Genomic DNA, 26,063 nt, shown 5'->3' on the forward strand with positions numbered 1-26,063 from the left:
TACGCAACTCAGTATTCACCGTTTGCTTAGCTCTAATAAAGTTGTAATGATACCATCAAGCTGATATTGCTAAAACTAAATAGCTACAATACATAAGATATGTTTAATTTAGGTGCATTTTATGGGTTAATTCCAATTTAATCTATATAATATTAGTCATTTCGATTACTGATTGTACCTTGACCTACTCGATCATTGGATCAGACAAGCTGCACCCGCACTTGTCTGGCTACCGTTTTAGATCTCAGGTAAAGCATTCCGAATAGACATCTAGACTGATATAAAAGAAATAATATAACAACTTGTCACTATGGAGTCTCGTCCAAATCCCGAACAAAATATTTTTCTCATTATACCCTTATAAAACAAATAGATAAAAGATTGATAAACGCTATAACTTATTTCTGTAAAGCGTATAAAATAAGTGCTATAGCCACACAAAATAAAGAAATTTTAAGTGATAATACGCTTAGCAACAGGCCTCGTGTAATGTATTTGCTTAAAGCACATAGCAATCTTATGGCAACGTTGCTCTGATTTGAGATAATAAGACTATCACCATTCAATCTTAAAAATAAACTATATAAATGACACTGCTATCAACATATAAGCTTTAAACCCACAGACATAGTAAGTACATATACAATACAGATCAGTACTCCTCTTGGCAAAGTAACTCACTAAAACGTTATTTTTATACTCTCTAACGTGATTAATTCTATTACTGTCATGAATCTTCGATGGTTATGATGCATCAGCTTATATATTAGGAATCAATATGTTAAAAGTATGACTAAGAATATTATTCTTATCTGTAAAATAGTAGAAATCAAAATATAATACTAATTATTTTAAAAACACCAAATAAGTAGCTTCCCAATCAATTAATGAATAAATTAATCACTAACATAACGATAAGTAAAAATTAATATAACGATTCTATTTAATTCTAATAAAAACTATGACAAGCCAATCATTCAAGAGGTTGGTGAATATATTCAGGCTCAAAGAAATGAGTGAAATATCTATATGGAAGAAGCGATATCTTCACTCGATATTCCAATTGTCGGTATAAAATGCTCTTATGAATGAACGGATGATCACCCTCACATTCCCTATGTAGCAACGAATAGTCAGGCTTTGATAGGTGCAGCATTTCAACATTTATCAGAAAAGGGCTTACAGAATTTCGATTGTTATGGATTGTCGGCTCAAAGCATTATCGCTGGGCTCATGAACGTCATAGAGCATCACAATATCATCAATGAAAATAGTTACTCTGGATCCCTCTATTTAGGTCATGAAACAAATATAAAAATATGGCGTACGATATGAATAGGCTGGCAGAATAGATACTCAATTGTCTTTGGCTTATTCACGCCAACGCCAATAGCCAGAACTCAGGTTGGATATTAGAGAGGTTTATATTTTGATAGGCAATATTAATGGTGGGTCGAAATTGCCCCAACCCACCATAATGAGCATCACAATGCCAATTGAACCAAAACAATTGGCATTTATAGCAGCAAAGCTAACTAGCCTTGCTCTTTATAACGATGCGCCATGTTATTGGCAGCAACCATCGCATTATAGACATCCGTTTCAGACACAGATTTGACCATATTGCCCATCGTATCGTCTTTATCACAGGCAATCGCGGCAACTTTACGCCACTCTGATTCCACAAATTTTTGTAGACCCATATCCTCGAGTGTTAACGGCAATCCTGCGGTTTTAATAATGCGGACAACATTATCGATCTCTTCCTTAGGCGCATTTTCCAGCACTAGCTGAGTCAGCAGGCCAAATACCACTTTCTCACCATGCTGTGCTTTGTGCAGATCGGGAACTGCTGACATCCCATTGTTCACTGCGTGTGCCGCAGCAAGACCGCCAGACTCAGCACCAACACCACTTAAATAAATGGTTGCTTCTATCGTTTGTTCAAGTGCCGGTGTCGTCACTTTATTTTTCAGAGCGTCCATGGCAGCAGCCACGTTTTCACTCAAAACCTCATAACATAAGCGAGCCAAACCCAGACCGGTTCGTGATGGTTTTTTCAATACCAAATTCACACCGTCACACGCATAACAAGCGCGGGCTTCAAAGTAGGTTGCTAACGCATCCCCAACTCCAGCCGCGAAGAAACGCACCGGGGCTCCCGCCAAAATATCGGTATCGGCAATCACTGCATCAGGGTTTTGAGGTAAGAATAGGTAATGATCGAACTCACCCTCTTGGGTATAAATCACCGATAAAGCCGTACATGGCGCATCTGTAGAAGCAATGGTAGGATACAAGATGACTGGTAATTTTTGGTGATATGCGGTCGCTTTGGCTGTATCCAACGTTTTACCACCGCCAATCCCCACGATGACATTAGCGTTCGTTTCTTTTGCCAAAGCAATATTACGATCGATTTCTTGTTGCGTGCACTCATACTGAAATTTTTCAGCTACCGCAGTCAAGCCCTCGGTATTTTCAATCGCAGAAATAGCTTCCTGTTCAACTTTAGAAAGAATAAATTCATCACAGATGATAAATGCATTATTGCCAAAATCTTTGACATAGTCAGGTAGCTGAGCCAATAAATTAGTGCCAATAACAAACTTTTTAGGTGATGTGACGGATCGTGGCGTCATATTATGTTCCTCGTTAGTTCACAAATTACTTACATATAGTAGTCCCTATCTTATTGATATTCTATGAGTTTGAACATATTCTTCACATTTATTGGCAAAAATAACAGTTCTTGAAGAAAACACCCGAATGATTGCGGTTTGCTTGCTAGGGACTGTTGACCTTTTGTGATTAGTTTTGCAGAAATCTGAGAGGGATTTAGGCAAGGCAAACGTTGTGCCGTGTAGTTATTCTCCACAAAGAACGTTTAACGCTGGATAAATTCCTCTCAGATACTGCCCTTGGGGTTCATTTAAACGCATCCTGAACTTTGTTGCCCCCTGCTTGCTTCACTCATTAAGCGACGCAGGGTGCGCCGCGTTCAAAATGCGTTTAATTTGAACAAAATTCAACCACCAAAGGTCAACAGTCCCTAGGTGTTTGGCAATAAAAGTTGACGGTCTATCGAACAGGAGTTTATGACTCCAGTTGCACAATTTAGAGAGCATTGTGCAATCGCATTAAAAAGGCACCCAAAGGTGCCTTAAAAAGCCTACGCTTAACGACTAACATCGCAATACAAGCTATTTCGTAAGCTTAAATTTTCTAACTTGTACAATCAGCTTCTGAGACATCTCATTTAAGTGCTTCGCCTGCATAGAACCTTCCTCTGAATCCTCATTTAAACGCTCAGAAATAACCTTAATAGACTCAGTGTTAGCATTAATCTCTCTACTAACCACAGCTTGCTCTTCTGCTGCGGTAGCAATCTGAGCGGCCATGTTATTGATTGCTTCGGTGTATTTTTTGATCTCTTTGAAGCTATCGGCAGCATTACTGGTATCCTCAACACTCTGGATAGCCAAATTGTGACACTGATTCATGACCTCAACCGCCTCGGATGTTGTTCCTTGAAGTTTTTTGATCATTTGGCTTATTTCTTCTGTCGAAGTTCGAGTTCTTGCGGAGAGCGAGCGCACCTCATCCGCCACAACAGCAAACCCCCGCCCTTGCTCTCCAGCACGAGCAGCTTCGATAGCGGCATTCAGCGCCAGCAGGTTAGTTTGTTCGGCAATATCATTAATTGATGAGACTATCGTAGTGATCTGTTCGCCTTGCTGGTTAAGGTCTTCGATTACCTTGCTTGCACTTTTGACCTCTTCAGAAAGCTTATGAATAGATTCCTCGCTTTTTTGTGACAGCTGGTTACCTCTATTACTAACCTCGACCGTATTTGTAGCGCTTTGAGACGTCTCTTCGGCAATATTAGCTATCTCACCGGTCGTGGTCGACATTTCCGTCATAGCGGTTGCAACCATCGTGACTTCATTCTGTTGATTAGCAATGCTTGACTGTCGCTCACTTGAACAACGGGCACTAATATCTGACTGGTTAAGTACTTCGTGGGATATCTGATTCACAGTCGAGATAATGCCGCGCAGCTTTTCAACAAACTGATTAAAGCTTCTGGCCAAATCGCCCACTTCGTCATTGGCTTTGGCATCAATATGTACCGTTAGGTCACCTTCCCCCTCAGCAATATCGCTAAGTGCAGCCGATACTGAAAACAAGTCTGAAAGCATATAACGGAGCGCACCACCCAAAATAATAATTGCCAATATAAACATAATGACAGCAGTTATGATTTGGTATGTCAGTTGCTTTTGCACCGGCTTAAACAGCACTTTCTTTTGACTCATGAGAACCAGATACCAGTTGGTTCCCTTCACGCGGGATACAGTCAATAGGTACGGAACACCGTTGACTTTAGTATCCAGCAAATTAACTTGATCGGCATGCTCAATTAATTCATTTGCTGAGACATCATGAGTCAGTTCAGTAAAGTCTTTATTTTCTAGCTGTGAGTTTGGATGAGCGATTATCTTGCCAGTTGCGGAAAGTAAAAAGGCAGTGCCATTACCCGGAACCTTAATTGAGAGAATATCTTCTTTGATCTTATTAAGTGGCAAAGTCGCCATGACCACCCCAGTGACTTTGCCATCAATCACGACTTGCTTTGAAACAGTCGTGATTAACTCACCGCTTGATGCTCCGACATAAGGCTCACTAAGGTACACTTGTGAGCTATTGATAGCATGTGTATACCAAGGCCGAACGCGTGGGTCATAACCGGCTTTGGTATTCAACCCATTCGGCCGATAAGTATCCCCAGCAACGGTACCATATAAAACCGAACCGAAACCACCAGCCATATCAATCGTCTTAATCTGACTGATAATTTTCTCGGTGGTATCCGTTCGGCTTAATGCATCTGCCATGGCCGAAACCATACTCTTCTTCTCATTCAACCATTCGCTTATTGTTCTAGCACTACTTTTGCTATAAAGCGTATTTGAAGAGGTGATGCTATTGAGTATTTGTGTTCGAATCGAATAGAAAGAGATGCTGGCCTGAACACACGCAAGAGCAGCAACGATCAACCCACTAATAATGAGTAGTTTCTTAGTCAGAGTCATGAAGGGCGAACCCCTTATTTAATATATCCTAAAATAAGTCTATACCATGATTTATATCTGGGTTCAGAATGCAGCGGTATAAACGTCCCAAACTTTGCTAGACACTTTTAATCTTGAGATGGCAATTTAGTTATGCAGAACACCGTCAGATCAAGTCTACATTAGTACACCTTGGACATACTTATATTTCATTGCGCCATATCACGATCTACGCTAATCAGTGCTCTTATGATAATTGCCGTGGTTCGAGGCTTGTTTGTGCTTAACTTCATCCTAGGCAGTTGCAGAGAGACACTTTTCGTATTTGCTCCATGCTCTTTGAACAACTGCCCCAATCTTAACGCCCATTTTTCAAAAGCCGAGAGCGCATTTAGATCATTCCACAGCACAGTGGCTAGTCCATCGTCAAGGTGACAAAGATGATTATGGGGGAGCTCTTCGAGACACCATCAGATTCCTTTTTAATATGAGCTCAATCAGTGGAAAAACCTTGATAGAGAGCATTACCCTAGTCAATTTTTGAGTTATGTTTAGCTATCTCAGGCAATTCTTTCCACCAAGGCTATAAACAACACACCCCAGAGAAAAAACCAGCAACAGCAGCTTTAACCCGCGCAGGCTTCGTTATACCCGTGCATCATCAAGACCGCAATTAAATCATACCGAACATTTGCTATATATAACTATTGCCATATGTAAATTTATGTAAAGTGACTCACATCGGTATATTCGGAGGCGGATTTGTTTGAGTCATGCTGCCGAGTCTTCGGCTAGTTGTCGATCATAGTTTTTCTCATATTCAACAGGTGGCATGTCACCGATAGGTTCAAGCAGGCGTTTGTTGTTGAACCAGTCAACAACCAGGCCAATGTGGCAAGTTCAACTTGTTCTACCCCTTTCCAGGGCCGATGACTTCTGTTTTGTACAGTCCGTTTATAGTCTCAGTCGTATGAATCACCGACACGGCCAACAGGGCATTGAAGCCAGCTTCAGATAGTCGTTCAGAGTAGTGCGTGGACACGTATTGACTGCCATGATAGCTATGCTGAATAACACCTTTCGGTTGACCGCGTGCCCACCAGGCTTGCTCCAGTCCAAGACCAATTGAGTTTGCATCGACTTGACCACGCGCCAACCCACCATCTTGCGTGAAAAAACATCCGTTAAAAACGCCACATATATAGAGCCAGACTAGGTGGCCACATAAGTCATATCGGCCACCCAAAGTTGATTAGAGCACTTAGCGGTAAACTCCCGATTCTCTAGTTCAAGCTCTTTAATTTTAGCTGCTACACTCTCAGGCAGCGGGGAGCTTCGCCGCTACCAACCTTAGCAACAGAAAACAAACGATGACCGCTGCACCCAAGTTATAAAGCATTCCTGTCACAAAAGCAGACGCATACTGATCGGCTAATTGCGTCTGTGCATGACTTGCCGATAGCACTGCAGTAAACAGAATGCCGATCACAGCAACCCCCAAGGCGGCGCCAAGTTGCTGGATGGTAGAAATAACGCCGGAAGCCATTCCAGCTTGTTTTTCCTGAACAAAACTGAGTACTAAATTCAGCAGAGGCGTCATGACAAATCCTTGACCAAACCCGACAATGAATAAGATCGGAATAAGGCGTTCTGCTATTAGCTTCCCGCCGGCTTCATGCACCTGTAAAATCAAGAAACCAATCGACACAGCATAGATAAACGCGCCAACAACAATCGCTCTTTCATCCCACCGGGCAACTAGTTTGGGTGCCGCTAGTGACGCCAAAACAAAGCCAACACTACACGGTGCAAAAATGCTTCCCGCGACAAATGGATCCACGCCTAACCCGGTTTGCACCAATAAAGCAAAACTCAAGAAAAATGAGCTGGATGTCGAGTAAACCAGTAATACGAGTAACGTTCCTAACGCGAAACGTCTTTGCAAAAGAAGTTGCATATCCACCAGCGGTAACTTGCCTGAACGCCGATTATGTTCTTGTTGTCGATAGAACAATATCAGCATCAATGCAGCGCCCCCCAGCGACCACAGACTCCACTCTGGCCACCCCTTTCCCGGACCTTCAAGCAGAGAAATCAGCAGCAGTGCCAACCCCAGGCTAACCAAAGCCACCCCACTCCAATCAAGATCGGGTCGTACCTTGGCATAAGATTCCGGGATAAAACGGGCGGTCATGATGGCAATAACTCCGACAGGAATATTAATCAGAAAGATACTGCGCCAGCCCAGTCCAAAGAAATTTCCATGCACAATCCATCCACCTAATACCTGGGCTGCGATGGCCGCCATGCCGAGAGTCATTCCTAATAAACCAAAAGCTCGCCGACTATCATTGCCAACAAAGTTAACCCGAATCGAGGCATAAACTTGCGGAAACAACAACGCCGCCGCAAGCCCTTGCAGTACTCTTGCCCCGATAAGCATATCGACATGAGGTGCAATTCCACAAAGCAATGAAGCCAAGGTAAATCCGGCCATACCTAATATAAACAAGCGGCGGCGGCCGTACATATCACCGAGCCTGCCTCCCGTTATGAGTAGAATCCCAAACGCTAACTCATAACCAACCACAATCAATTCAATTTGTGAAAAACTCGCATTCAACCCGCTCTGCATACTCGGAATGGCAACATTTACCACAAATAAATCAAAAATAGTCACGAAACCAGCGAGTAACAACACATATAAACCGCGCCAAGGAGGCGATTCAGGAGGGATTTTATCGATAATGAAAGGTTGAGAATGAGTTCTCATATTGGATCTCCGAAACTATGAAAATATCATTCTATAACTTCATTAGACTGTTACAATTTAAAACATTATACTATTACTATTAGTGATACCATTCGTGAGAACATCGATGCGAACCATGAAACGAACTCGTGACGAGCTTGCCACTTTTTTACGCTCTCGTCGTGAACGTCTCTCACCCAATGATGTAGGTTTACCAAGCGGAGGAAGACGGCGAACACCCGGGTTACGTAGAGAAGAAGTAGCAGCACTCGCCGGTGTGGGTTTAACTTGGTATACGTGGCTGGAACAAGGTCGCGATATCGGTGTATCTGCAACATTCTTAGATAATCTAGCAAAGGTTCTTCAGCTGGATGCCGCTGAACGCAGACATCTGTTTTTATTAGCCCATGAACGCCCACCCACTGAGCCAGGTAAAACCTGGTGTGTTGTCCCCGCTTTGATTCGGCGGCTTATGGATGATCTCGCACCACATCCTGCTTATGTATTAAATCTACGCTGGGATGTTCTAGCTTATAACCACACAGCCAACCAGCTATTTCATTTCAAGCAACACCCTAGCGAAAGACGAAATCTCTTAAGGATGTTATTTACCGACCCAGCCATGCGCGAGCTATTGATCGACTGGGAAATTGAGGCGCCGCGAATATTATCCAGTTTTCGCCGTGACTATGCGCGCTCTAACCAGGAAACAGTCATTAAAGAATTAGTGGATGAATTAAAGAAAATATCGCCTGATTTTAATACCTGGTGGAAACAGCACGATGTACATGCGCCATGCAATGGCACTCGCTATTTACAAATCGATGGCGAAAGAACCACGTTTGAACACACCTCTTTAATTATTGATGCAGACCGTCATTTACGATTAGTCGTTTACGCACAAAGTGAAACCGCAACACAAAAAAGCCCGCAATGATACGGGCTCAAAAATTTAAGTAAGAGTCAGATATTGCTACTGATAAAAAACAGTCGAATATCAATGAAAAATAAATAAATGATTAGAACAATCATATTTCTCAATATCATCGTCTGTACGATGCTCAGCATTTTTGATTTGGCTGAACACCAACGAATTTAAAACAACAGTTGAATGGGCTGCGAGATCCAAACGTAATCTGCATCGTCAAAAACAATCACAGTGTCATAGATCACTGAGTAGATACCTTCTTGTGTTTATTATTCAATACTCAACCTAGCTAACGGTTTTCTTTGGCCATCGAGGCTCATTAGCAACCGCGTTTGGGTAGGGATAAATAAGCCATCACAACGCGATCTCGAAATGACTGATCAAGATGTCTTTGCTTTTGACGATATGCTTGGCAAAAATCGACTGGTTGTCCTTGCGTATGAATCAGCAGATTAGCCTTTATCGCACTAAGTTTGTTATCCCATTCCCCTCTCAAGGCAATGGGTACGGTGGGAAGCGTTGCCAATATACGCTCAGAGAGAAGAAATTGACTATCCATCGTCATCGCAAGCATGTCATCATTCGCCTCCCCCATCCAACTATCACCTTTACGGTCAACATAGATCAGCGGCAAAAACGGGGCTAATGCAGGGCAAATATCATTACCATAAACCTCAACATCCCAATAAGATCGTGCGATCTTAATAAACTGCTCAAAGCTGGCAATGCTCGAAAAATGAGACTGGGTAAGAGGCAAAATTTCTACTCTGGGCTTATTGGGATGAACGGTATCGTTAGAGACATCAACATACCAGTCACCCAAAATCATAGCATTTTGAAAATATTCACCACGAAGCGATCCCCAAACTTTCTCAAGTGTCGCGCCTTTTGCTAACGCCTCGCGGATTAACACCAATCCAGGCTCTGTCGCTTTAGGTAACGCTTTCTGCAAAAGAGTAAACACTTCATCACGGATCTCTTTACAACGCCCTAAAGGATAAGCTTTATCTAAAAATACCGGATAATCATTCGCGAGTTTTAAATCCACCTTTAAGCGTAAATATGCTAAATCATTCGCAATCGTATTAATTTGTTTTTCATCCCACTGAGTGTCCCCCGTCAAATGATTCATTAAAACCCTGACTCTCTGATTAAAATACCATAAATATAGCGTACCCCATTGACTAAGTAGCTGCTTGGTTTAACGGATAAATCCACGCGACCATATTCTTGTCGGGTTATGGGCAATTTACTTTGGAAGGATAGAATAACTTCATAAATAGAATCGTCTGGAATCATTTGCTGTTGCATTTTCTGTGCTGCAATAGGGCCACCATATACAGAAGATAAACCAGGATAACTAAGATGAGTAATGGCGGTAGGGAGTACTTTTTCCACCACTAACTTAGTCGCTAACGGCTTCCCATCGTTACCCATAAAACTCGCCTGACTACCTATTTTCAAACGACTCACCGATTGCCCCTTGATATAGGCTTTGACGATGCCACTTTGAGGATCGTAGAGGGTCGCTAACGGCATCTTTTCATTGACATAATCCCCTTTTTTGAGCAATCGGTCTTCGCCAATGTAACCACTAAAAGGCGCCCGCACGACTAATCGCTCGCGTCGTTCTAATAATGATAATAAGCGCGATTGTTCTCGTGATATTTGTGTTTGCAACGTTAATTGTGCATCACGAGATAAGGCTCCCGAACTGGCTCTTTGCCACTGGGTTTGCAAAGCCGCTAACTTGATTTGAATAGAATGAATATCCTGCTCAATGTCGGAGGACTCTAATAAGATAAGTGGCTGCCCCTTCTCCACTTTTTCATCAGGCGTTATCTGCCAAGCCACAACTTGAGCTGATTCACTGGGGTAAAAAGTCTGATGTCGTTCAAAAGTAACGACGGCAGGGGCACTGATCTGACTCTGCCAAGGGATTAACAAAGCCCCCAAAATAAGCAGACTTAAACAAAAGGTCACTATGCTGGTTCTATTTATCGTCATTTTTTCCCTCAACCTGAACCACCATCCTATCTCCTTGATAATAGGCCATACTAAAAACCACAAAATCTCCACTAAAAACAATATGATCCCAAGCAATTTAAACGCGAAGTAATACACTAAAACGGCGATCCCCATGAAGAGGAAAAACCGATAAACCCAAGTACTCCACGCATAGGCAACCATTAATAGGCATTTTTTACGATTTAAAGGCTCAGGCGGAGCAATGCCTAATCCGAATAGTCTTTCTCGCAAAAACCATTTTCCCACTAAAAAAGACCGAGGTTGGAGATTTTCCATACCAAGAAAGTCCGACAAAGCGTAATAACCGTCGTAACGCATAAAAGGGCTGGTATTAATCAGCAGTGACGAAATCCAACTGGTCGTTGCCACAAAAAACAAGACACTGCGCAAGCTACTATCCGGTACGATACCCCAGAGAAAGGTCGCCACGCAGGCAATATAGATTTCCACCCGCATACCTGCGGTGACAATACTTAGCCGCTGGAATCGGGAGCGTAAGCGCCAAGCATCCGTCGTATCTGTATATAAAATCGGCGTCATCACCAAAAAAGCGAGTCCCATGGAACTCACTCGGCAACCATAACGTTTTGCAACAAATGCATGACCTAATTCATGAGCCGTTTTCACCACGACTAAAGCGCCCACATAATAAATAATCGCAGATATATTGAAAAAATTTTGCAAGGTGTGTGTATAGGTATCCCATTGACGTAACACCATTACAAGGCCCATACCCCCCAATAGAAAAGCCACCCAGTGCAAACGTAACCTAAATAGAAATTTTATTTTTGAAAAGCACCGACTCAACCATAAGTCGGGTCTGACTAAGGGAATCTTAATAAATAGATAATTATGTAACAGCCACATTAAAGCATTCTGTTTGCGATTTGTTACTTCCTGTTGTAGTCGCGCGACATCTCGCTGTGTGTGAATTTCAATAAGATGGTTTAATTGTAAAAAGCGAATAAAAAAATCCAGATCATTGGCATCAATGTCCAAATCTCGCTCATTGACAAGCGCGAGTAGTTCTTTAGCTGTCTTCGCATGCTGCCATTCTCGAAATAAATAAAAGCCAGTACGAGATAGAAAAAAAAACTTATTGGAAAGCGGGTCTAAAATCTGCCAACGAGGCTCCCCATCTTCATCTGGAGAAGCCGTCATTAAACGTAAGTTCTGACGTAACCGTGGTAACTCTCTAGGCCCATTCATCGGATCGGTAAACATCTATAAACCTAAACGCTGGCGGACAAAAGTAATCGGGCGTCGCAACAAATAATAGGCTAAGGAGACTTGTTTACCATACAATTTTGCAGTCCCTCGTAACCCAATCCGAGGGGGAAGATGGTCATCTTCAATATCCGCTACAATCCGATATGCTACCACTTGGTCAGGTGTTAGACTTGGCTCAAAAGACGAATAGTTCACACTAAAAGGAATTGGATTCAGGGGATCCGTATCTAGGTAAAACGTCACCTTATTACCATGCGTCAAGGAGATGGCATCTTTAACTGGCAACATAATGTTAAGCTGCACCTTACTTGGGTCGGCAATGGATAAAATGCGTTCTCCGACCACCACCGGGCGACCTTTCCATTTTTCAGGGTCATCCAATACGGCGATTCCGGCTTTATCAGCCAAAATATCTGTTTGCGTCAGCTTTTTTTTCAGATAATCACGTTCAATGGTTTTTAACTCAACTTGCGATTCCAACTCAGACAATTTAGATTTTTTTCTACGATCAACATAACCTGCCTGCTCTGCGGTTCTTAACTCCGCCTGCGCTCGCTCCAGTTCACGCTGCGCCACGTCAAAACGCCCTTTAAACTCTGTTTGATCCATCTGGACGACCTGCTCTCCTTGAGTAATAGCATCGCCAGGTTTCACGAATACTTTACTGACGGCTCCTGCCAAAGGAGCCATAATTAAAACAGGATCCTTAGCCGCAATTTCCGCAGGAGCAAGCACCGTTAAACGAACGGGAATAAAACTCAACAACACAAGCGCGGCTAAAAGCCCCCATTGCATTCGTTTAGAGAAAAATCGTTTTAACCAATAACGCCATCCAGAACGGGTAACAAAATATTGCAAGGCATGAGCATAGCTTGATGCTAGATGCTCTAACAAACCAATCTCTTTCGCGGTCCATGGTTGGGACTTTGCTAACCACAGTACCCCCACTCTCTGATTCGGTTTAGAAGGAATAAGTAGCGGCAACCAAAGCATACAGTTGGGCGAAAACTCACTCAGGTCATTTCTCAACTCGATAGGCCAAGACTCAATGTCTATCACATGCGTCTTGGCCGCTGAGTCAAGTTGGTCCTCACGCTTAGCAATTTGCTCCAACCAAGCACAAAATGGCGTGGTGCGATCAACTAGAGAAAGATCACTCAACGCATTGACCGTTAAATGTTCAATTTCGCTGCCCATTAAATAGGCCGATTGTTCATAGGAAACGAGTGTTTTAGTCATATTGACTATAATAAAACTCAGTTCCGTTAATTTTTCACAGCATCTCACCTGCTGCTCGATCTGCAATAACTGCGCTACAACTTGATCTGACATAATGTATTAAGACACCAGTAATTTCATTAAATCGTGGCCATAATAATCAAGTTGACTTGCTGCTCTATTAAGTTGTTCATTTAATGACAAGAAATCGCCTCCATTATTTACCGCATTTGCAGGAGATACCTCCGCCGATGGCTGACTTGGCGAAGAAGTTGGTAATTTATCTAGGTCCAGATCAACTTCAAGTACACGAACATTACCATTGGCATCCACTGCATTAATTTTCAACGAGATCTTTTCTTGTCCCGGAGGAGGCGTCATAGAGACTTCCCCCGTGACCGGATCGATTTGCACCCAACTTGGTAGCGTCGAACCATCCGATAATGTGGCACTGTAGTTACTCGCCGCCCCTGAATCCGCTATAGCAATGGATACTCTATCTGGTTGAGTGGCCAAATTGGCAATGCTTAAGCCTGTCGTATTTGCCGCCACACCAGATGCGGGGGTTACCTGAACTTGTCCATCCGCACCCACATTCACAGCAACTCGGGATGTCGATATAACAGCCGCGGGCTGACTAGTACCAATGGCATTTGGCTCGGTGTTACCCACATTTATACGGCCGTTGTCTGTCGTATTCATACTGACACTACGCATAACCGTTTCTCCCACAAAGCCGCTTGCTCCTCTATCCAATGCAATGGTTCCTGCAGGTAACGGAGTTAGAGGTATTGTTGGCATATCGGGCGAAGTTGATGTTCTGTCAACCGATTCAACACGGGGTGCAGTACTAGCTGGCGCAGTGGGTGGTTCTGCTATAACAGGTGGAACGACCTGATTCACACTAACGACAACGGCTTTCGTATCCGTTAGATTTCCGGAGCCGTTATCAGTAACCACAACGTTGAAACTGTAGGTGTTTTTCGTCTCATAATCAGCCGAGCTTTTCAGCGTAACAGCGCCTGTACTGGCATTGATGTTCAATAATGCAGCATCCGCGCCCGTTAGGCTGTATGTTAATGTGTCGCTATCGGTATCTGTAGCGGTCGCTGTATAGATCACCGTGCTGCTTGGAGCATTTCCATCCACGCTTCCCGTCGCGCCCGAGGTGAGCACGGGAGCTTCGTTCACATTATTCACATTGACCACAACCGCTTTGCTATCCGTTGGATGACCGCTACCGTTGTCGGTCGCAATTACATTAAAGCTGTAGCTAGACTTAGTTTCGAAGTCTGCTGACGCTTTGAGGGTTACGGCTCCCGTCACTGTGTTGATATCTAATAAATTCGCATCCGCACCGGACAAACTGTACTGCAAGGTATTATTGGCTGCCGTACCATCGGCATCCGTCGCAGTGACCTGATAGATCACGGTACTGGTCGGGGCATTTTCATTGACACTGCCCGTCGCACCGGAGGTGATCACAGGGGCGTTGTCGTTCAGATCATTCACACTCACGGTCACCGCTTTGCTGTCCGTTAGATGACTACTACCGTTATCGGTCGCGATCACATTAAAGCTGTAGCTGGACTTGGTTTCAAAATCTGCCGATGCTTTGAGGGTCACCATGCCCGTCACCGCATCGATATCTAATAAATTCGCATCCGCACCGGATAAGCTGTAGCGCAGGGTATTATTGGCTGCCGTACCATCGGCATCCGTCGCGGTAACCTGATAGATGACTGTACTGGTCGGGGCATTTTCATTGACACTGCCCGTCGCGCTGGAGGTGATCACGGGGGCATTGTCGTTCAAATCGTTCACACTCACGGTCACCGCTTTGCTGTCCGTTAGATGACTAGTACCGTTATCGGTCGCGATCACATTAAAGCTGTAGCTGGACTTGGTTTCAAAATCTGCCGACGCTTTGAGGGTCACCATGCCCGTCACCGCGTTGATATCTAATAAATTCGCATCCGCACCGGACAAACTGTAGCGCAGAGTATTATTGGCTTCCGTACCATCAGCATCCGTCGCTGTGACCTGATAGATCACCGTACTGGCCGGGGCATTTTCATTGACACTGCCTGTCGCGCTGGAGGTGATCACAGGGGAATTGTCGTTCAGATCATTCACACTCACGGTCACCGCTTTGCTGTCCGTTAGATTTTCAGTACCGTTATCTGTCGCGATCACATTAAAGCTGTAGCTGGATTTGGTTTCAAAATCAGCCGACGCTTTGAGGGTTACTATGCCAGTCACTGCGTTGATATCTAATAAATTCGCATCCGCACCGGATAAGCTGTAGCGCAGAGTATTATTCGCTGCCGTACCATCGGCATCCGTCGCGGTAACCTGATAGATGACCGTACTGGTCGAGGCATTTTCATTGACATTGCCCGTCGCGCTTGACGTAATCACGGGGGCATTGTCGTTCAAATCGTTTACACTAACGGTCACCGCTTTGCTGTCCGTTAGATGACTAGTACCGCTGTCGGTAACAACAACATTGAAACTATAGGTGTTTTTCGTCTCATAATCTGCAGCGTTTTTCAGTGTGACTGCGCCTGTCATGGCGTCGATATTTAATAAATTCGCATCCGCACCGGACAAACTGTACTGCAAGGTATTATTCGCTGCCGTACCATCGGCGTCGGTCGCTGTGACTTGATAGACCACCGTACTGGTCGGAGCATTTTCATTGACACTGCCCGTCGCACTGGAGGTGATCACGGGGGGATTGTCGTTCAGATCATTCACACTCACGGTCACCGCTTTGCTGTCCGTTAGATTTTCAGTACCGTTATCTGTCGCGATCACATTAAAGCTGTAGCTAGACTTAGTTTCGAAGTCTGCTGACGCTTTGAGGGTTACTGCTCCCGTCACTGTATTGATATCTAATAAATTCGCATCCGCACCGGACAAACTGTAGCGCAGAGTATTATTGGCTGCCGTACCATCGGCATCCGTCGCAGTAGCCTGATAGATGACCGTGCTGGTCGGGGCATTTTCATTGACACTGCCCGTCGAGCTGGAGGTGATCACGGGGGCGTTGTCGTTCAGATCATTCACACTCACGGTCACCGCTTTGCTGTCCGTTAGATGACTAGTACCGTTATCGGTCGCGATCACATTAAAGCTGTAGCTGGACTTGGTTTCAAAATCTGCCGACGCTTTAAGGGTCACCATGCCCGTCACTGCATCGATATCTAATAAATTCGCATCCGCACCGGACAAACTGTAGCGCAAAGTATTATTGGCTGCCGTACCATCGGCATCCGTCGCTGTAACCTGATAGATCACCGTACTGGTCGGGGCATTTTCATTGACACTGCCCGTTGTCCCAGAGGTGATGACAGGAGGATTGTCATTCAGATCATTCACACTCACGGTCACCGCTTTGCTGTCCGTTAGATGACTAGTACCGTTATCGGTCGCGATCACATTAAAGCTATAGCTGGACTTGGTTTCAAAATCTGCCGACGCTTTGAGGGTCACCATGCCCGTCACCGCATCGATATCTAATAAATTCGCATCCGCACCGGACAAACTGTACTGCAAGGTATTATTCGCTGCCGTACCATCGGCATCGGTCGCAGTGACCTGATAGATCACGGTACTGGTCGGGGCATTTTCATTGACACTGCCCGTTGTCCCAGAGGTGATGACAGGGGGATTGTCGTTCAGATCATTCACACTCACGGTCACCGCTTTGCTGTCCGTTAGATGACCCGTACTATTATCAGTGACAACAACGTTGAAGCTGTAGATGTCTTTTGTCTCATAATCCGCAGCGTTTTTCAGTGTGACTACGCCCGTACTGGCGTTGATACTTAATAATGCGGCATCCGCACCAGTTAGACTGTAGGTTAAAGTATCGTTTTCTGCATCCGTCGCCGTTGCCATGTAGATCACCGTGCTGGTCGGCGCATTTTCATTAACACTTCCCGTTGTCCCAGAGGTGATGACAGGGGCCGCGTTATCTTTTAGCGTGATGTCATTCCCTGTCCCGCCCACATAACTCGTCTGGAAACTATGACCATTAGAGGTTAACGCTCCGCCTTCTGCGACACCATTGAGCATTCCAGTCACCACATTCGAGCCTTGGTTATCAATCAGTTCAAACGTGTTACCACTATTGCTCACTGAATAAGCGATATCAAAAGCACTGCTTGCCCCCAAGGAGACATCACCTTTAACAGTCACTTGGTCATACTCTGTTTTGGCTGTCGGCCCCGTAATATCCGCTTTTAAAGTGCCATTTAATACGAGATCGCCATTAACAGTAAGCTCCCCAGCTCCACTGTTAACCCCAGGGACACCCGGCGCAAGAAAACCACCACCGTTTACAGTTAATGTATGGGTTGAGTTTGCTGCGAAAATAGACCCAGAACCTGCTAAGGTTGCCCCAGAGTTAACGACAACCGTAGACGTGTCACTCAATGAACCGGTGACAGACAAGGTCCCGGCATTAAGGGTTGTCGCACCTGTATAGGTATTGTTTGCCGATAAAGTCGCTGTACCCGTTCCGGTTTTAAGCAGTGAACCTGAGCCTGAAATCACAGCAGAGAACTCAGCAGAGATATTCGATGCCACATTTAACGAGCTGCTATTTTGTAGCGTAATGGCATTATCTATAGTGTCATTACCCGTAACCGATAAAGCGCCAGAATTTAAGACGAGTGTACCAAAGCCAAGGTTAGCATCAGAAGCGATAGACAAAGTGCCACCAGAGACGGTTGTATTCCCTGAGTAATTATTATTGCCTGATAACGTTAAAGTACCCGACCCAACTTTCTCTAATGCAGCGCCTGCAACACCGCCATTAAAGACACCACTAAAAGTCGTTGACGTATTATTTCCGCCAACCGTTAACGTTCCGCCATTGGCAACAATACTGCCTGTACCTGCAATCGAGCCTACAGTTTCAGAGGCATCAGTTGATAATTGCAACGTGGCACCTGCCGCAACAGTTACCGCACTGTCATCGGCAATCGCACTACCGCCAGAGACAAAAATCTTACCTGAAGAGATCGTCGTGCCTCCCGTATAGGTATTCGCCCCCGCCAAGGTTAGCATGCTAGCACCGGTCTTAATCAGCCCTCCCGTACCACTCATTACTCCTGCAAACGAGCTGCTATTGGTCTGATTAACGGTCAACGTATTGCCCCCTAAATCAACACTAGTTCCGCTAACACCGCTCAAGTTGCCAATCGTCTCGTTGCTGGAAAGGCTTAATTTCCCTGTGCCCGTTAATGCCACTGCACTGGTATCTGCTAACGCCATACCATTAAGATTATCCAGCACCAATTCACCCTCCGAGACGGTGGTTTTACCGGTATAGGTATTTGCCCCAGAAAATGTCACAGCCCCTAAACCGGATTTAGTAACGGTTCCGGTTCCACTAATCACCTTACTATAAGAACCTGACGAGCTTTGGTTAAAAATGACAGCGGCATCGTTGACAATATTCCCCGTTAGGCTCGCTGTCGTACCACTTAGAGTTCCCGCCGATACGGTAGCGGCACCAGACCAAGAATTGCCAGTGCCAGACAAGTTTAAAATCCCTGCCCCTGCCTTCTCCATCGAACCGGAACCGGAAATGTTTCCCGCAATCGTGACATTATTCGCATTCGTCATCGAACCACCGTCGAATACGAAATTATTGGCTAAAGTAATGGATTGGCCTGTGACCGTTAATCCTTGTGACAGAGTGACAGCGCCACTACCAAGATTGCCACCATCGGCCACGACTACACCACCACTTCCGGAGAGCATAAAGCCTCCAGTAAACGTATTATTTCCAGAAAGGGTTAATGCACGCTCTCCAGTATGAGTCAGTGCGCCGGAGCCAGAAATAGCACCACTGACGGTCACATCACTGTTAGTAACCGTAATGGTTCCCCCATTAGCACCTAGAGAGATGTCATGTGAGATATCGGACGAATTTTGCAAGATTAACGAACTGCCATCTAAGGTCAGCTCCCCGGAGCCGAGGTTGCCATTATCTGAAATGGAAAGGCTCCCATCCATCACATGGGTACTAAAAGAGGAGCCACTGTTTAACGTGCTAGACAAAGTCAGGCGGCCTTCTCCCGTTTTGGTAAGCGTTTGACCATCACCTGTTATGATGCTTGCAACATTTAACGAATCACCAACGCCATTAGTCACAGTCGCGCTGCCCTGAAGATTCAATGTACCGTTGGATATTGTCAAAGCATTCATCGAGTCAGTATCGAGTGTCACACCAGATACCAGGTTGATAGTCTGACCATTCATATCCACAAAGTCAGAGGCTAGATTAAACGCCACGGTCTGATTCGCCGACGCATAATGCATGGCCTCTGCCAGCGACAACCCACCGCCATCAGTGAGGTCAGTGGCATAATTAGAAAAAGTGGCATTATCATTCGTATTGTCGCCTGTCGTCACAGTCAGTGAATTAACCACATCGAAACTTACATTATTAGTGCCTGTAGGTGTGGTTGATGTGAGTGCATTGCCTGCCGTATCTTGAATATTTTGACTGCCCGAAAAACCAAGAGAGACCGTGCCATTGAGATCCGCTAAATCCCCACCCGATACCGTAATATTATAGACATTGGTGCTACCCACTTGGGACACACTGGTCACACTTGCTGTTGTTCCTGCTACCGTAAAGTCAGTAGCATCTAAGTTAGAGACGGCTTCAGAAAAGCTCACTTGATAAACCAGCGAGTCCGCATTAGTAGAGGAGCCAGTGGGTGTTTGGCGAGCAATCGAAGTAATAGTCGGTGCTGTCGTATCAAGTACGTAATTTTGGCTATAAATAGAACCGTCATTGCCTGCTGTGTCGGTCACCTTGACTTTCAAGGTATTGGATCCCGCCTCTAGCGTTTGTCCAGCTAAAGACCACGTATTCGATCCCACGGACGCCGTCGCTGCGCTCCAGTTAGCTCCATTATCCAAGGACAAATAAACGCTCTCTCCCGATGCCAAGTTAGCTGATAAGGTGCCACTGACCGTCTGCTCAGCCGTCTTGGTGATAAAATCGCTGTTAGTACCGCCGTTAGCCGTTGTATCAGCCGAAAATGTCGCTGAGGCAATTGTCTCTGTTGGCGCTGTTGTATCAATCGTTACCGACTGGGCAGAAGTAGCAGCGCTGTCGGTCCCACCGACGTTCTGGATCGCCTTGATGTTGTAGGTTCCGGAGGTCAGGGCCGAGCTGGTCAACTGAATGCTGGTGCTGCTGGCAGTTCCGGTCGCAAGAGTCTCTCCCGTATCGACCACTCCATCATTGTTGGCATCGTTGAACAGCGTAATCGTCGCTCCGTTGGCGACACCAGTAACGGTAAAAGTCGGCGTGGTATCGTTGGTGATGTGGTCCGTGCTGGATATACCGGTATCGGATGCGGCCGACAAATCTGGTGTTGATGGGACACTCGGTCCAGAGGAAGGGGCAACCACATTATCATAAGCAATGCCGGTGAATGTTAGGTCAGCCAGATTAACTTGAGATGTATTGTTACATTTAAAATTGAAATCTATTTGCGCAACCCCTGTCACAGGTGTTGTATTATTATCAAATAAGGTAAAAATATTTAAGGGAGAAGACGCCGTAGGGGCACCACTGGTAGTCTTTGAAGGTATTGATGTGTTACCATTTAACGCCATGGTGCGTAAAACAGCACCATCTTTATCTTTAAAGACAATTGTGGAACTAGAATCTAAGACTATTTCACCAGCAGTATTATAGTTATATACCTTCACCTCACTGACATCAAAAGAGGCAGCATCTACACCATCTGCCTTTATTGTGATGGTTGCATCATTATCATTGGTATCGGCAAGGAACATCTCTCCACCAAAGAGTGTCGCTCCATTATCCACCACTAAATCACCGTTAGTTAATGATTTAAACCCTGTCCCTCCACTGTCTGAAGTGTCCTTACCACTAAAATCTGAGTTTGTTTCTGCTAAAACAGAGTAATAATGATCTAAAACCGCTTTATCCCAAATAGCCCCTTCTTTTATATGACCTTGATGGTACTCTAAATTCCAGTCGCCATGTAAATCAGCCGCTCCGGTAAGATCATTAGACGCAGCCACATCGGCTTGGGTTAGCTGTGCGATGGAATCAACAAATGCTTGCCCTTTGCCACTTGCCACATCACAACCATAGAGCAGCAAATCCCCCTGTTCAGTCAATGCCGAGCCCAGTTGCGCTAGATCTGAAGCACGACCACTAATATCAGAACGATCCAGATTCAGTGCGCCAAGATTAACGCTGCCTTCCGAACCGTGACTAATAATATGAATGGCATCATAATCACTATGAGTTTTTGCCCACTCAGTCATCTGCGACAAACCATCTTGGCTAGAATCGAGCAACACGACTTCCACACCGGCTTTTGTGTTATCAACTAAATTTTGATAATCCGCCACGTTACTTTCGATAAAAACAGCTTCTTTACGACCGCTATTTTGCGCCGGATCAACAGCTCGGACTTCGGTCGGGGCAATGACAATGGGCTTGCTGGTGTCTTGATGGCTATCGCTGGCGTTTACAACATGATTAGCATCGGTTTGTGCCACGTCATGGTGTAACTGGGCATCACTCATTACCTCTACCGCCGTGGCGACGGCTGCACCATCCAACAACAGACGAGGCTCCAAAGCCGTAATCAGCGGCTTACGTGCCTGATGTTTATTGCCAAATTTGTTGGAATATTGCTTTCTCATATTCGCCACCTCAATGGGTCATCATTAATAAGTAGATTCATTCTGCTTTATTGAAAAAGAATCAATCTGTTACTTATCGCTGCGCTTTTGCCATGCTCTTTTTGCGCATTATTTTTTATCGAAATTTAGCCACTACACTCATACCGGGCAGCACTTTGTCAGGTACATTTTTAATAGTTGCTCGAATTTGAACCGTCTGGCTGGTCGGGTCGACACTGGGCCCTATATGGCGGATCACTGCCGTTAAACTCTGGTTGGTTTCTTCAACTTGTAAAATAATCGTCTTATTTATCGTTAACCATTCCATCCATTGAGCAGGGACGATGATGTCGGCTTCTAGACGCTCGCGTCCAACGATTTTCATCAAGGCTTGGCGCTGTTGTACGACCTCAAAAGGGTGAATATCCATTTGCTCTACCCTGCCATTAAATGGTGCTTTGATATTGCAGCGAGATACATTTAATTGCGTTATGGTTCGTTCTGCTTGCACCTTTTGTAAATCAGCTTCAGCAATGGTGAGATCCAATGTGCCAATGGAGTTAAGTCGATTCAACTGCTGGGCATTCTCTAACTTCGCCCGTGCGACTTTCTCTTGTGCTTCGACTTTTTTAAGCTGGGCGTTAAATAAACGGCAATCTAATTGAACCAATATGGCACCTTTTTTAAAGGACTCACCCATCTGTTTTGGCAGTGCAATAACTTTCGCGGCTAACTCACTGGATAATGTCGCTTGATGAACCGCCACAAGAATCCCCCGAGCACTGTCCTGGGTACTATCCTGAGCTGCCCGAGCTGTTATTCCCTGCGTTAATAAAGCTATCATTAAAAAAGAACGAAGATACGAATTCATGAGTATTATTAGCTTTCGCTCTCCACTTTTCTTTGAGCCGTCAACGAAGGCTGCATGGCTCGCTCAGTAATTACGTTAATGCCACCTTGCCGCCATTTCATTTGTAACTTTTTAAATGCTTTGGATAGTTGCTCTAAACTCATATTGCCAAATCCTGCTGGCAATGGGTCTAACCCCATAGACACTAAAACCTTACCGTAGTCGTTTTGTAGATTGGCATAGGCTACATCGCGGCGTAACTCTGCCAGCACCGCATTCAACTCTTCCCGTATCACCGTTAAATCACCAATGCTCTGTGCCGTCCGGCTGGACTCCACTTGTGTTTTGATACGCTGCGAGACATCAAAATACTGGGTAGAAAGTTGATAAGTATAAATGGCTTCTTTATATTGAATATCCGCAATATGCACTTGCGAGATAACAGCCATTGCGGTAGCGAGTGCTTGTTGTTCACTCGCCGCTATTTTCAGTTTATTGAGTTGCTTGATCTTGCCGTAACGAAATACATTCATCAGATTCCAGTTCACGCCTACGCCAGCTGATCGCCAATCGTTATTTCTCAAGTAATCTGAGTCGTTGTAATTAACACTCAGGTTTAAATTCAAGCTAGGAAACAAGGATAGAAAAGCAGAATGGACTTCTTGCTGAGTAATACGTTTTTGGTATTGGGCTTCTCGTAACTCGGGTCGTAGAACAAGCGCTGTGCGCTCCATGTCTTTAATATTAATATTGAGCTTAGGTGTGATGAAGTTCGGATTATTGACATCAGCCAATTGAAATTTGGTTGATGGGTTAAGCCCCATTAACGTAGCTAATTCAGCTTTTGCCGGCATCAGATCCTTACGGATATCTTGTAAAGTTCGCAACGTTTCCAGTAAAGACCGCTGGTACATTAACGCTTCCATTGGCGATTGGGCGCGGATCTGTTCAAGACGTTCTGAATCCGATAGAGCTTTGCGAGCTTTCGTAATTAAAGGGTTAATTTTCGCTAATAGGCGCTCAGCAGAAACGGCTCGGTAGTATGCACTGCGTGATTGCTCCATGATATTATGGACGACTTTACGTTCTCGTTCTTTGGCAATCATAAATCGATCAGCTTGCTGTTTAGCACGGTAATAAGACAAGCCAAAGTCCAACACATCCCACGTCGCACCAATATTAGCGTTGACCGTACTTTTATCCGATGAAACGAAATAGTTAGGATTATCTCTTAGAGGAGCAGGTTTATCCCCATCAAACGATACCGATGCCGATGCGTCATAATTATTGCGGCGAGTATAACCTGCGGCAACAGCCAACTTGGGTAGCATGTCAAACTTATCAACCGATAATTGGCCTTGTGAAACGACCGCTTCAAACGTTTTAAGTCGAGCTTCTCGGTTGTACTTGATTGTCCGAGCAAAAGCCTCATTCAAATCAATCGGTCCAGTGATCGGCGCGACATCTTTTTTCAAAATGGCTGCATTTTCCACAGCATTGGCCATCACTTCTTGGTGAGTGAGTGGTTTTGGCACCACCGAACACCCTGCAACAGCCACAGAAATAAACGCAGCCAATGCAGTACGCCCCAACACTAATCGCGAAGACATAAAAACTCCTTTAGAGAGAGTAAAAACTAGCGAGAAGCAATACAGATGGCTGAAGGGAAAGACAATATAAGGAATATAGATAATACTTTAGCTTCCATGCTAACACCTAGAATCAGCCTTGATTCCCTAACAAATTACGCATTAAGTGTTGCAGAGATTAATGAAATTATCAAATAATATAAGTGTTTTGTTTTTAAGAACTTTTCATCTGAAAATATTGTTCATGTAGCGTAGTAGCGTTGGGGCAACTTTGATATGTATGAAAGCAGACAGTCCTTTGGGTCCAATCAATCATTAACTGACATGTCTTTCATTTATTCCTAATAATCATCAGCTCTGGAAATGCAGTTAGCAGTCATTAGATTGTAGCAAGTTATAACAGCTACTTTTCCAATACCATCGGCAATTATCCGTTGGACCGATTCGAGCTGTTGTCGCAAAAAGAGAAAAAACATGGTGACGGCTACGTATAGGCCACACCGATCAAACCGTGTTTGGCGTTACCCGATATTGCCAATACCAATTAAGATAAAAAGTATTAAATTACAATTGCTTAAATATAATTCAGTGTGCAAACTTAGGTCATGCAGTTAGTTGTTTTCAACATAACCTCATTAATACCATTTGCCCTCATTCACTTTATTTAAAATCCACGCTTTTCCATGGCTTCGTGACAAACTGTTGCTACTTGTTCTCTGAGCCAGATATGCGCGGAATCAAGTTGCAAGCGAGGATGCCACATCATAGAGATCGTAATATCATGGGTCTGCACGGGCAGCTCAAATACCCACAAACTAGCGTGATCAGAATGAAATGACTCATTTAGCAAAAATGAGGCAGGTACTAAAGCAATTAAATCTGAATTTTTAGCAACCTCAAGTGCCGCAGGAAAACTAGGGACGGTAGCCGCGATATGTCGCATGATACCTTGTGCTTTAAGTTCGTCATCGACAGGTCCTGAAAAATCACCTCTTCGGGAGGCAATAATATGACTAAATTGGCAGTATTGTTCAATGGTTACCGTTTTACACTGATCAAGTGGATGTCCTTTTCTGACGACACTCACGAAGTGATCATAAAACAAGGCTTTGATGCGGATTTCAGGTCCCATATTTTTGAGTACACCAATTTCTAAATCAACTTTCCCCTCTCTAAGCGCCTCTGGACTTTTTTGCTGTTTAGGCAGAAACCGTAACCGGACTTTCGGCGCATGTTTAGCCATGTGAGTAATCAATTTGGATGCAAACGTTTCAATAAACCCATCATTCGCACGAATGGTAAAAGTCTGTTCAAGTGCTGACAAATCTAAAGGTTGAATATTAGGTTGAAGGATATTTCGTGCTTCAAACACGGTATGTCTTGTACGCTCTTTAATCGACTCAGCATAAGGCGTTAATACCATGTTTCTTCCCGCACGCACCAACAGTTGATCACCGGTGATTAAACGTAATCGCGCTAGTGTTCGGCTCATCGCGGAGGTACTTAACGATAATTGACTCGCTGCCCTCGCGACACTTTTTTCCACAAGTAAAACATCCAGTGCGGCAAGCAAGTTCATGTCCGGAATTTTCATCACTTTCCCTCTGCATTTATATTGCGTCTCAATGATATGGCGTTTTGTGCAACTATATAATGAAATCCATGCGTCTTACGCCTTAGATAGTAACAGTTT

The 26,063-nt window shown here is 44.5% G+C and carries 13 protein-coding genes and 1 pseudogene; 3 read left to right on the plus strand and 11 right to left on the minus strand.

Annotated features, from left to right (window positions below):
• Nucleotides 1-936: 936 nt before the first annotated feature.
• Nucleotides 937-1,020, plus strand: coding sequence for a hypothetical protein (locus EV690_RS18700; protein WP_396022830.1), 84 nt, complete (start codon nt 937-939; stop codon nt 1,018-1,020).
• 515 nt (nt 1,021-1,535) lie between these two features.
• On the opposite strand, the gene EV690_RS04610 is transcribed toward EV690_RS18700, so the two are convergent.
• From EV690_RS04610 to EV690_RS04625, 4 genes and pseudogenes are all read right to left on the minus strand, one after another.
• Entirely contained in the window at nt 1,536-2,642 is a 1,107-nt protein-coding gene (locus tag EV690_RS04610; protein ID WP_131911747.1) for a glycerol dehydrogenase, read from the minus strand.
• 561 nt (nt 2,643-3,203) lie between these two features.
• On the minus strand, nt 3,204-5,096 hold the full coding sequence (locus EV690_RS04615) for a methyl-accepting chemotaxis protein (RefSeq protein WP_131911748.1): 1,893 nt from the start codon (nt 5,094-5,096) through the stop codon (nt 3,204-3,206).
• Nucleotides 5,097-5,846: 750 nt separating this feature from the next.
• Nucleotides 5,847-6,365 (minus strand): annotated as a pseudogene (locus tag EV690_RS18375) (DDE-type integrase/transposase/recombinase); the annotation flags it as partial.
• Nucleotides 6,366-6,393: 28 nt separating this feature from the next.
• On the minus strand, nt 6,394-7,848 hold the full coding sequence (locus EV690_RS04625; RefSeq protein ID WP_131911750.1) for an MFS transporter: 1,455 nt from the start codon (nt 7,846-7,848) through the stop codon (nt 6,394-6,396).
• A gap of 106 nt (nt 7,849-7,954) precedes the next feature.
• Here EV690_RS04625 and EV690_RS04630 point away from each other — a divergent pair, with 106 nt between their 5' ends.
• Entirely contained in the window at nt 7,955-8,764 is an 810-nt protein-coding gene (locus EV690_RS04630; RefSeq protein WP_131911751.1) for a helix-turn-helix transcriptional regulator, read from the plus strand.
• A gap of 310 nt (nt 8,765-9,074) precedes the next feature.
• On the opposite strand, the gene EV690_RS04635 is transcribed toward EV690_RS04630, so the two are convergent.
• The 6 genes from EV690_RS04635 to EV690_RS04660 form a co-directional block, all read right to left on the minus strand.
• Nucleotides 9,075-9,887: a hypothetical protein gene (locus EV690_RS04635; RefSeq protein WP_131911752.1), complete on the minus strand. Its 813-nt coding sequence runs from the start codon at nt 9,885-9,887 to the stop codon at nt 9,075-9,077.
• The gene (locus EV690_RS04640) at nt 9,887-12,007 is read right to left on the minus strand and encodes an HlyD family efflux transporter periplasmic adaptor subunit (protein WP_131911753.1); all 2,121 of its coding nucleotides are present in this window, start codon (nt 12,005-12,007) and stop codon (nt 9,887-9,889) included. The genes EV690_RS04635 and EV690_RS04640 overlap by 1 nt, the downstream gene beginning before the upstream one ends.
• Entirely contained in the window at nt 12,008-13,345 is a 1,338-nt protein-coding gene (locus EV690_RS04645; protein WP_131911754.1) for an efflux RND transporter periplasmic adaptor subunit, read from the minus strand.
• Between the two features lie 6 nt (nt 13,346-13,351).
• Nucleotides 13,352-21,952 carry a cadherin domain-containing protein gene (locus tag EV690_RS04650; RefSeq protein WP_131911755.1) on the minus strand — a complete coding sequence of 2,867 codons (8,601 nt, stop codon included), beginning with the start codon at nt 21,950-21,952 and terminating at the stop codon, nt 13,352-13,354.
• 115 nt (nt 21,953-22,067) lie between these two features.
• Nucleotides 22,068-22,802 carry an efflux RND transporter periplasmic adaptor subunit gene (locus EV690_RS04655; RefSeq protein WP_131911756.1) on the minus strand — a complete coding sequence of 245 codons (735 nt, stop codon included), beginning with the start codon at nt 22,800-22,802 and terminating at the stop codon, nt 22,068-22,070.
• Between the two features lie 8 nt (nt 22,803-22,810).
• Nucleotides 22,811-24,391 (minus strand): TolC family protein, encoded by a 1,581-nt coding sequence (locus EV690_RS04660; protein ID WP_131911757.1) that lies wholly within the window; start codon nt 24,389-24,391, stop codon nt 22,811-22,813.
• A 45-nt stretch (nt 24,392-24,436) separates the two neighbouring features.
• Between EV690_RS04660 and EV690_RS18535 the strand changes: the two genes are divergently transcribed.
• Nucleotides 24,437-24,568 (plus strand): hypothetical protein, encoded by a 132-nt coding sequence (locus EV690_RS18535; protein WP_263433808.1) that lies wholly within the window; start codon nt 24,437-24,439, stop codon nt 24,566-24,568.
• 466 nt (nt 24,569-25,034) lie between these two features.
• On the opposite strand, the gene EV690_RS04665 is transcribed toward EV690_RS18535, so the two are convergent.
• A complete protein-coding gene (locus tag EV690_RS04665) occupies nt 25,035-25,964 on the minus strand; it encodes a LysR family transcriptional regulator (protein WP_131911758.1) in 930 nt (309 codons plus the stop codon).
• Between the last annotated feature and the right edge of the window lie 99 nt (nt 25,965-26,063).

The organism is Celerinatantimonas diazotrophica, from assembly GCF_004339545.1.
GTDB lineage: Bacteria > Pseudomonadota > Gammaproteobacteria > Enterobacterales > Celerinatantimonadaceae > Celerinatantimonas > Celerinatantimonas diazotrophica.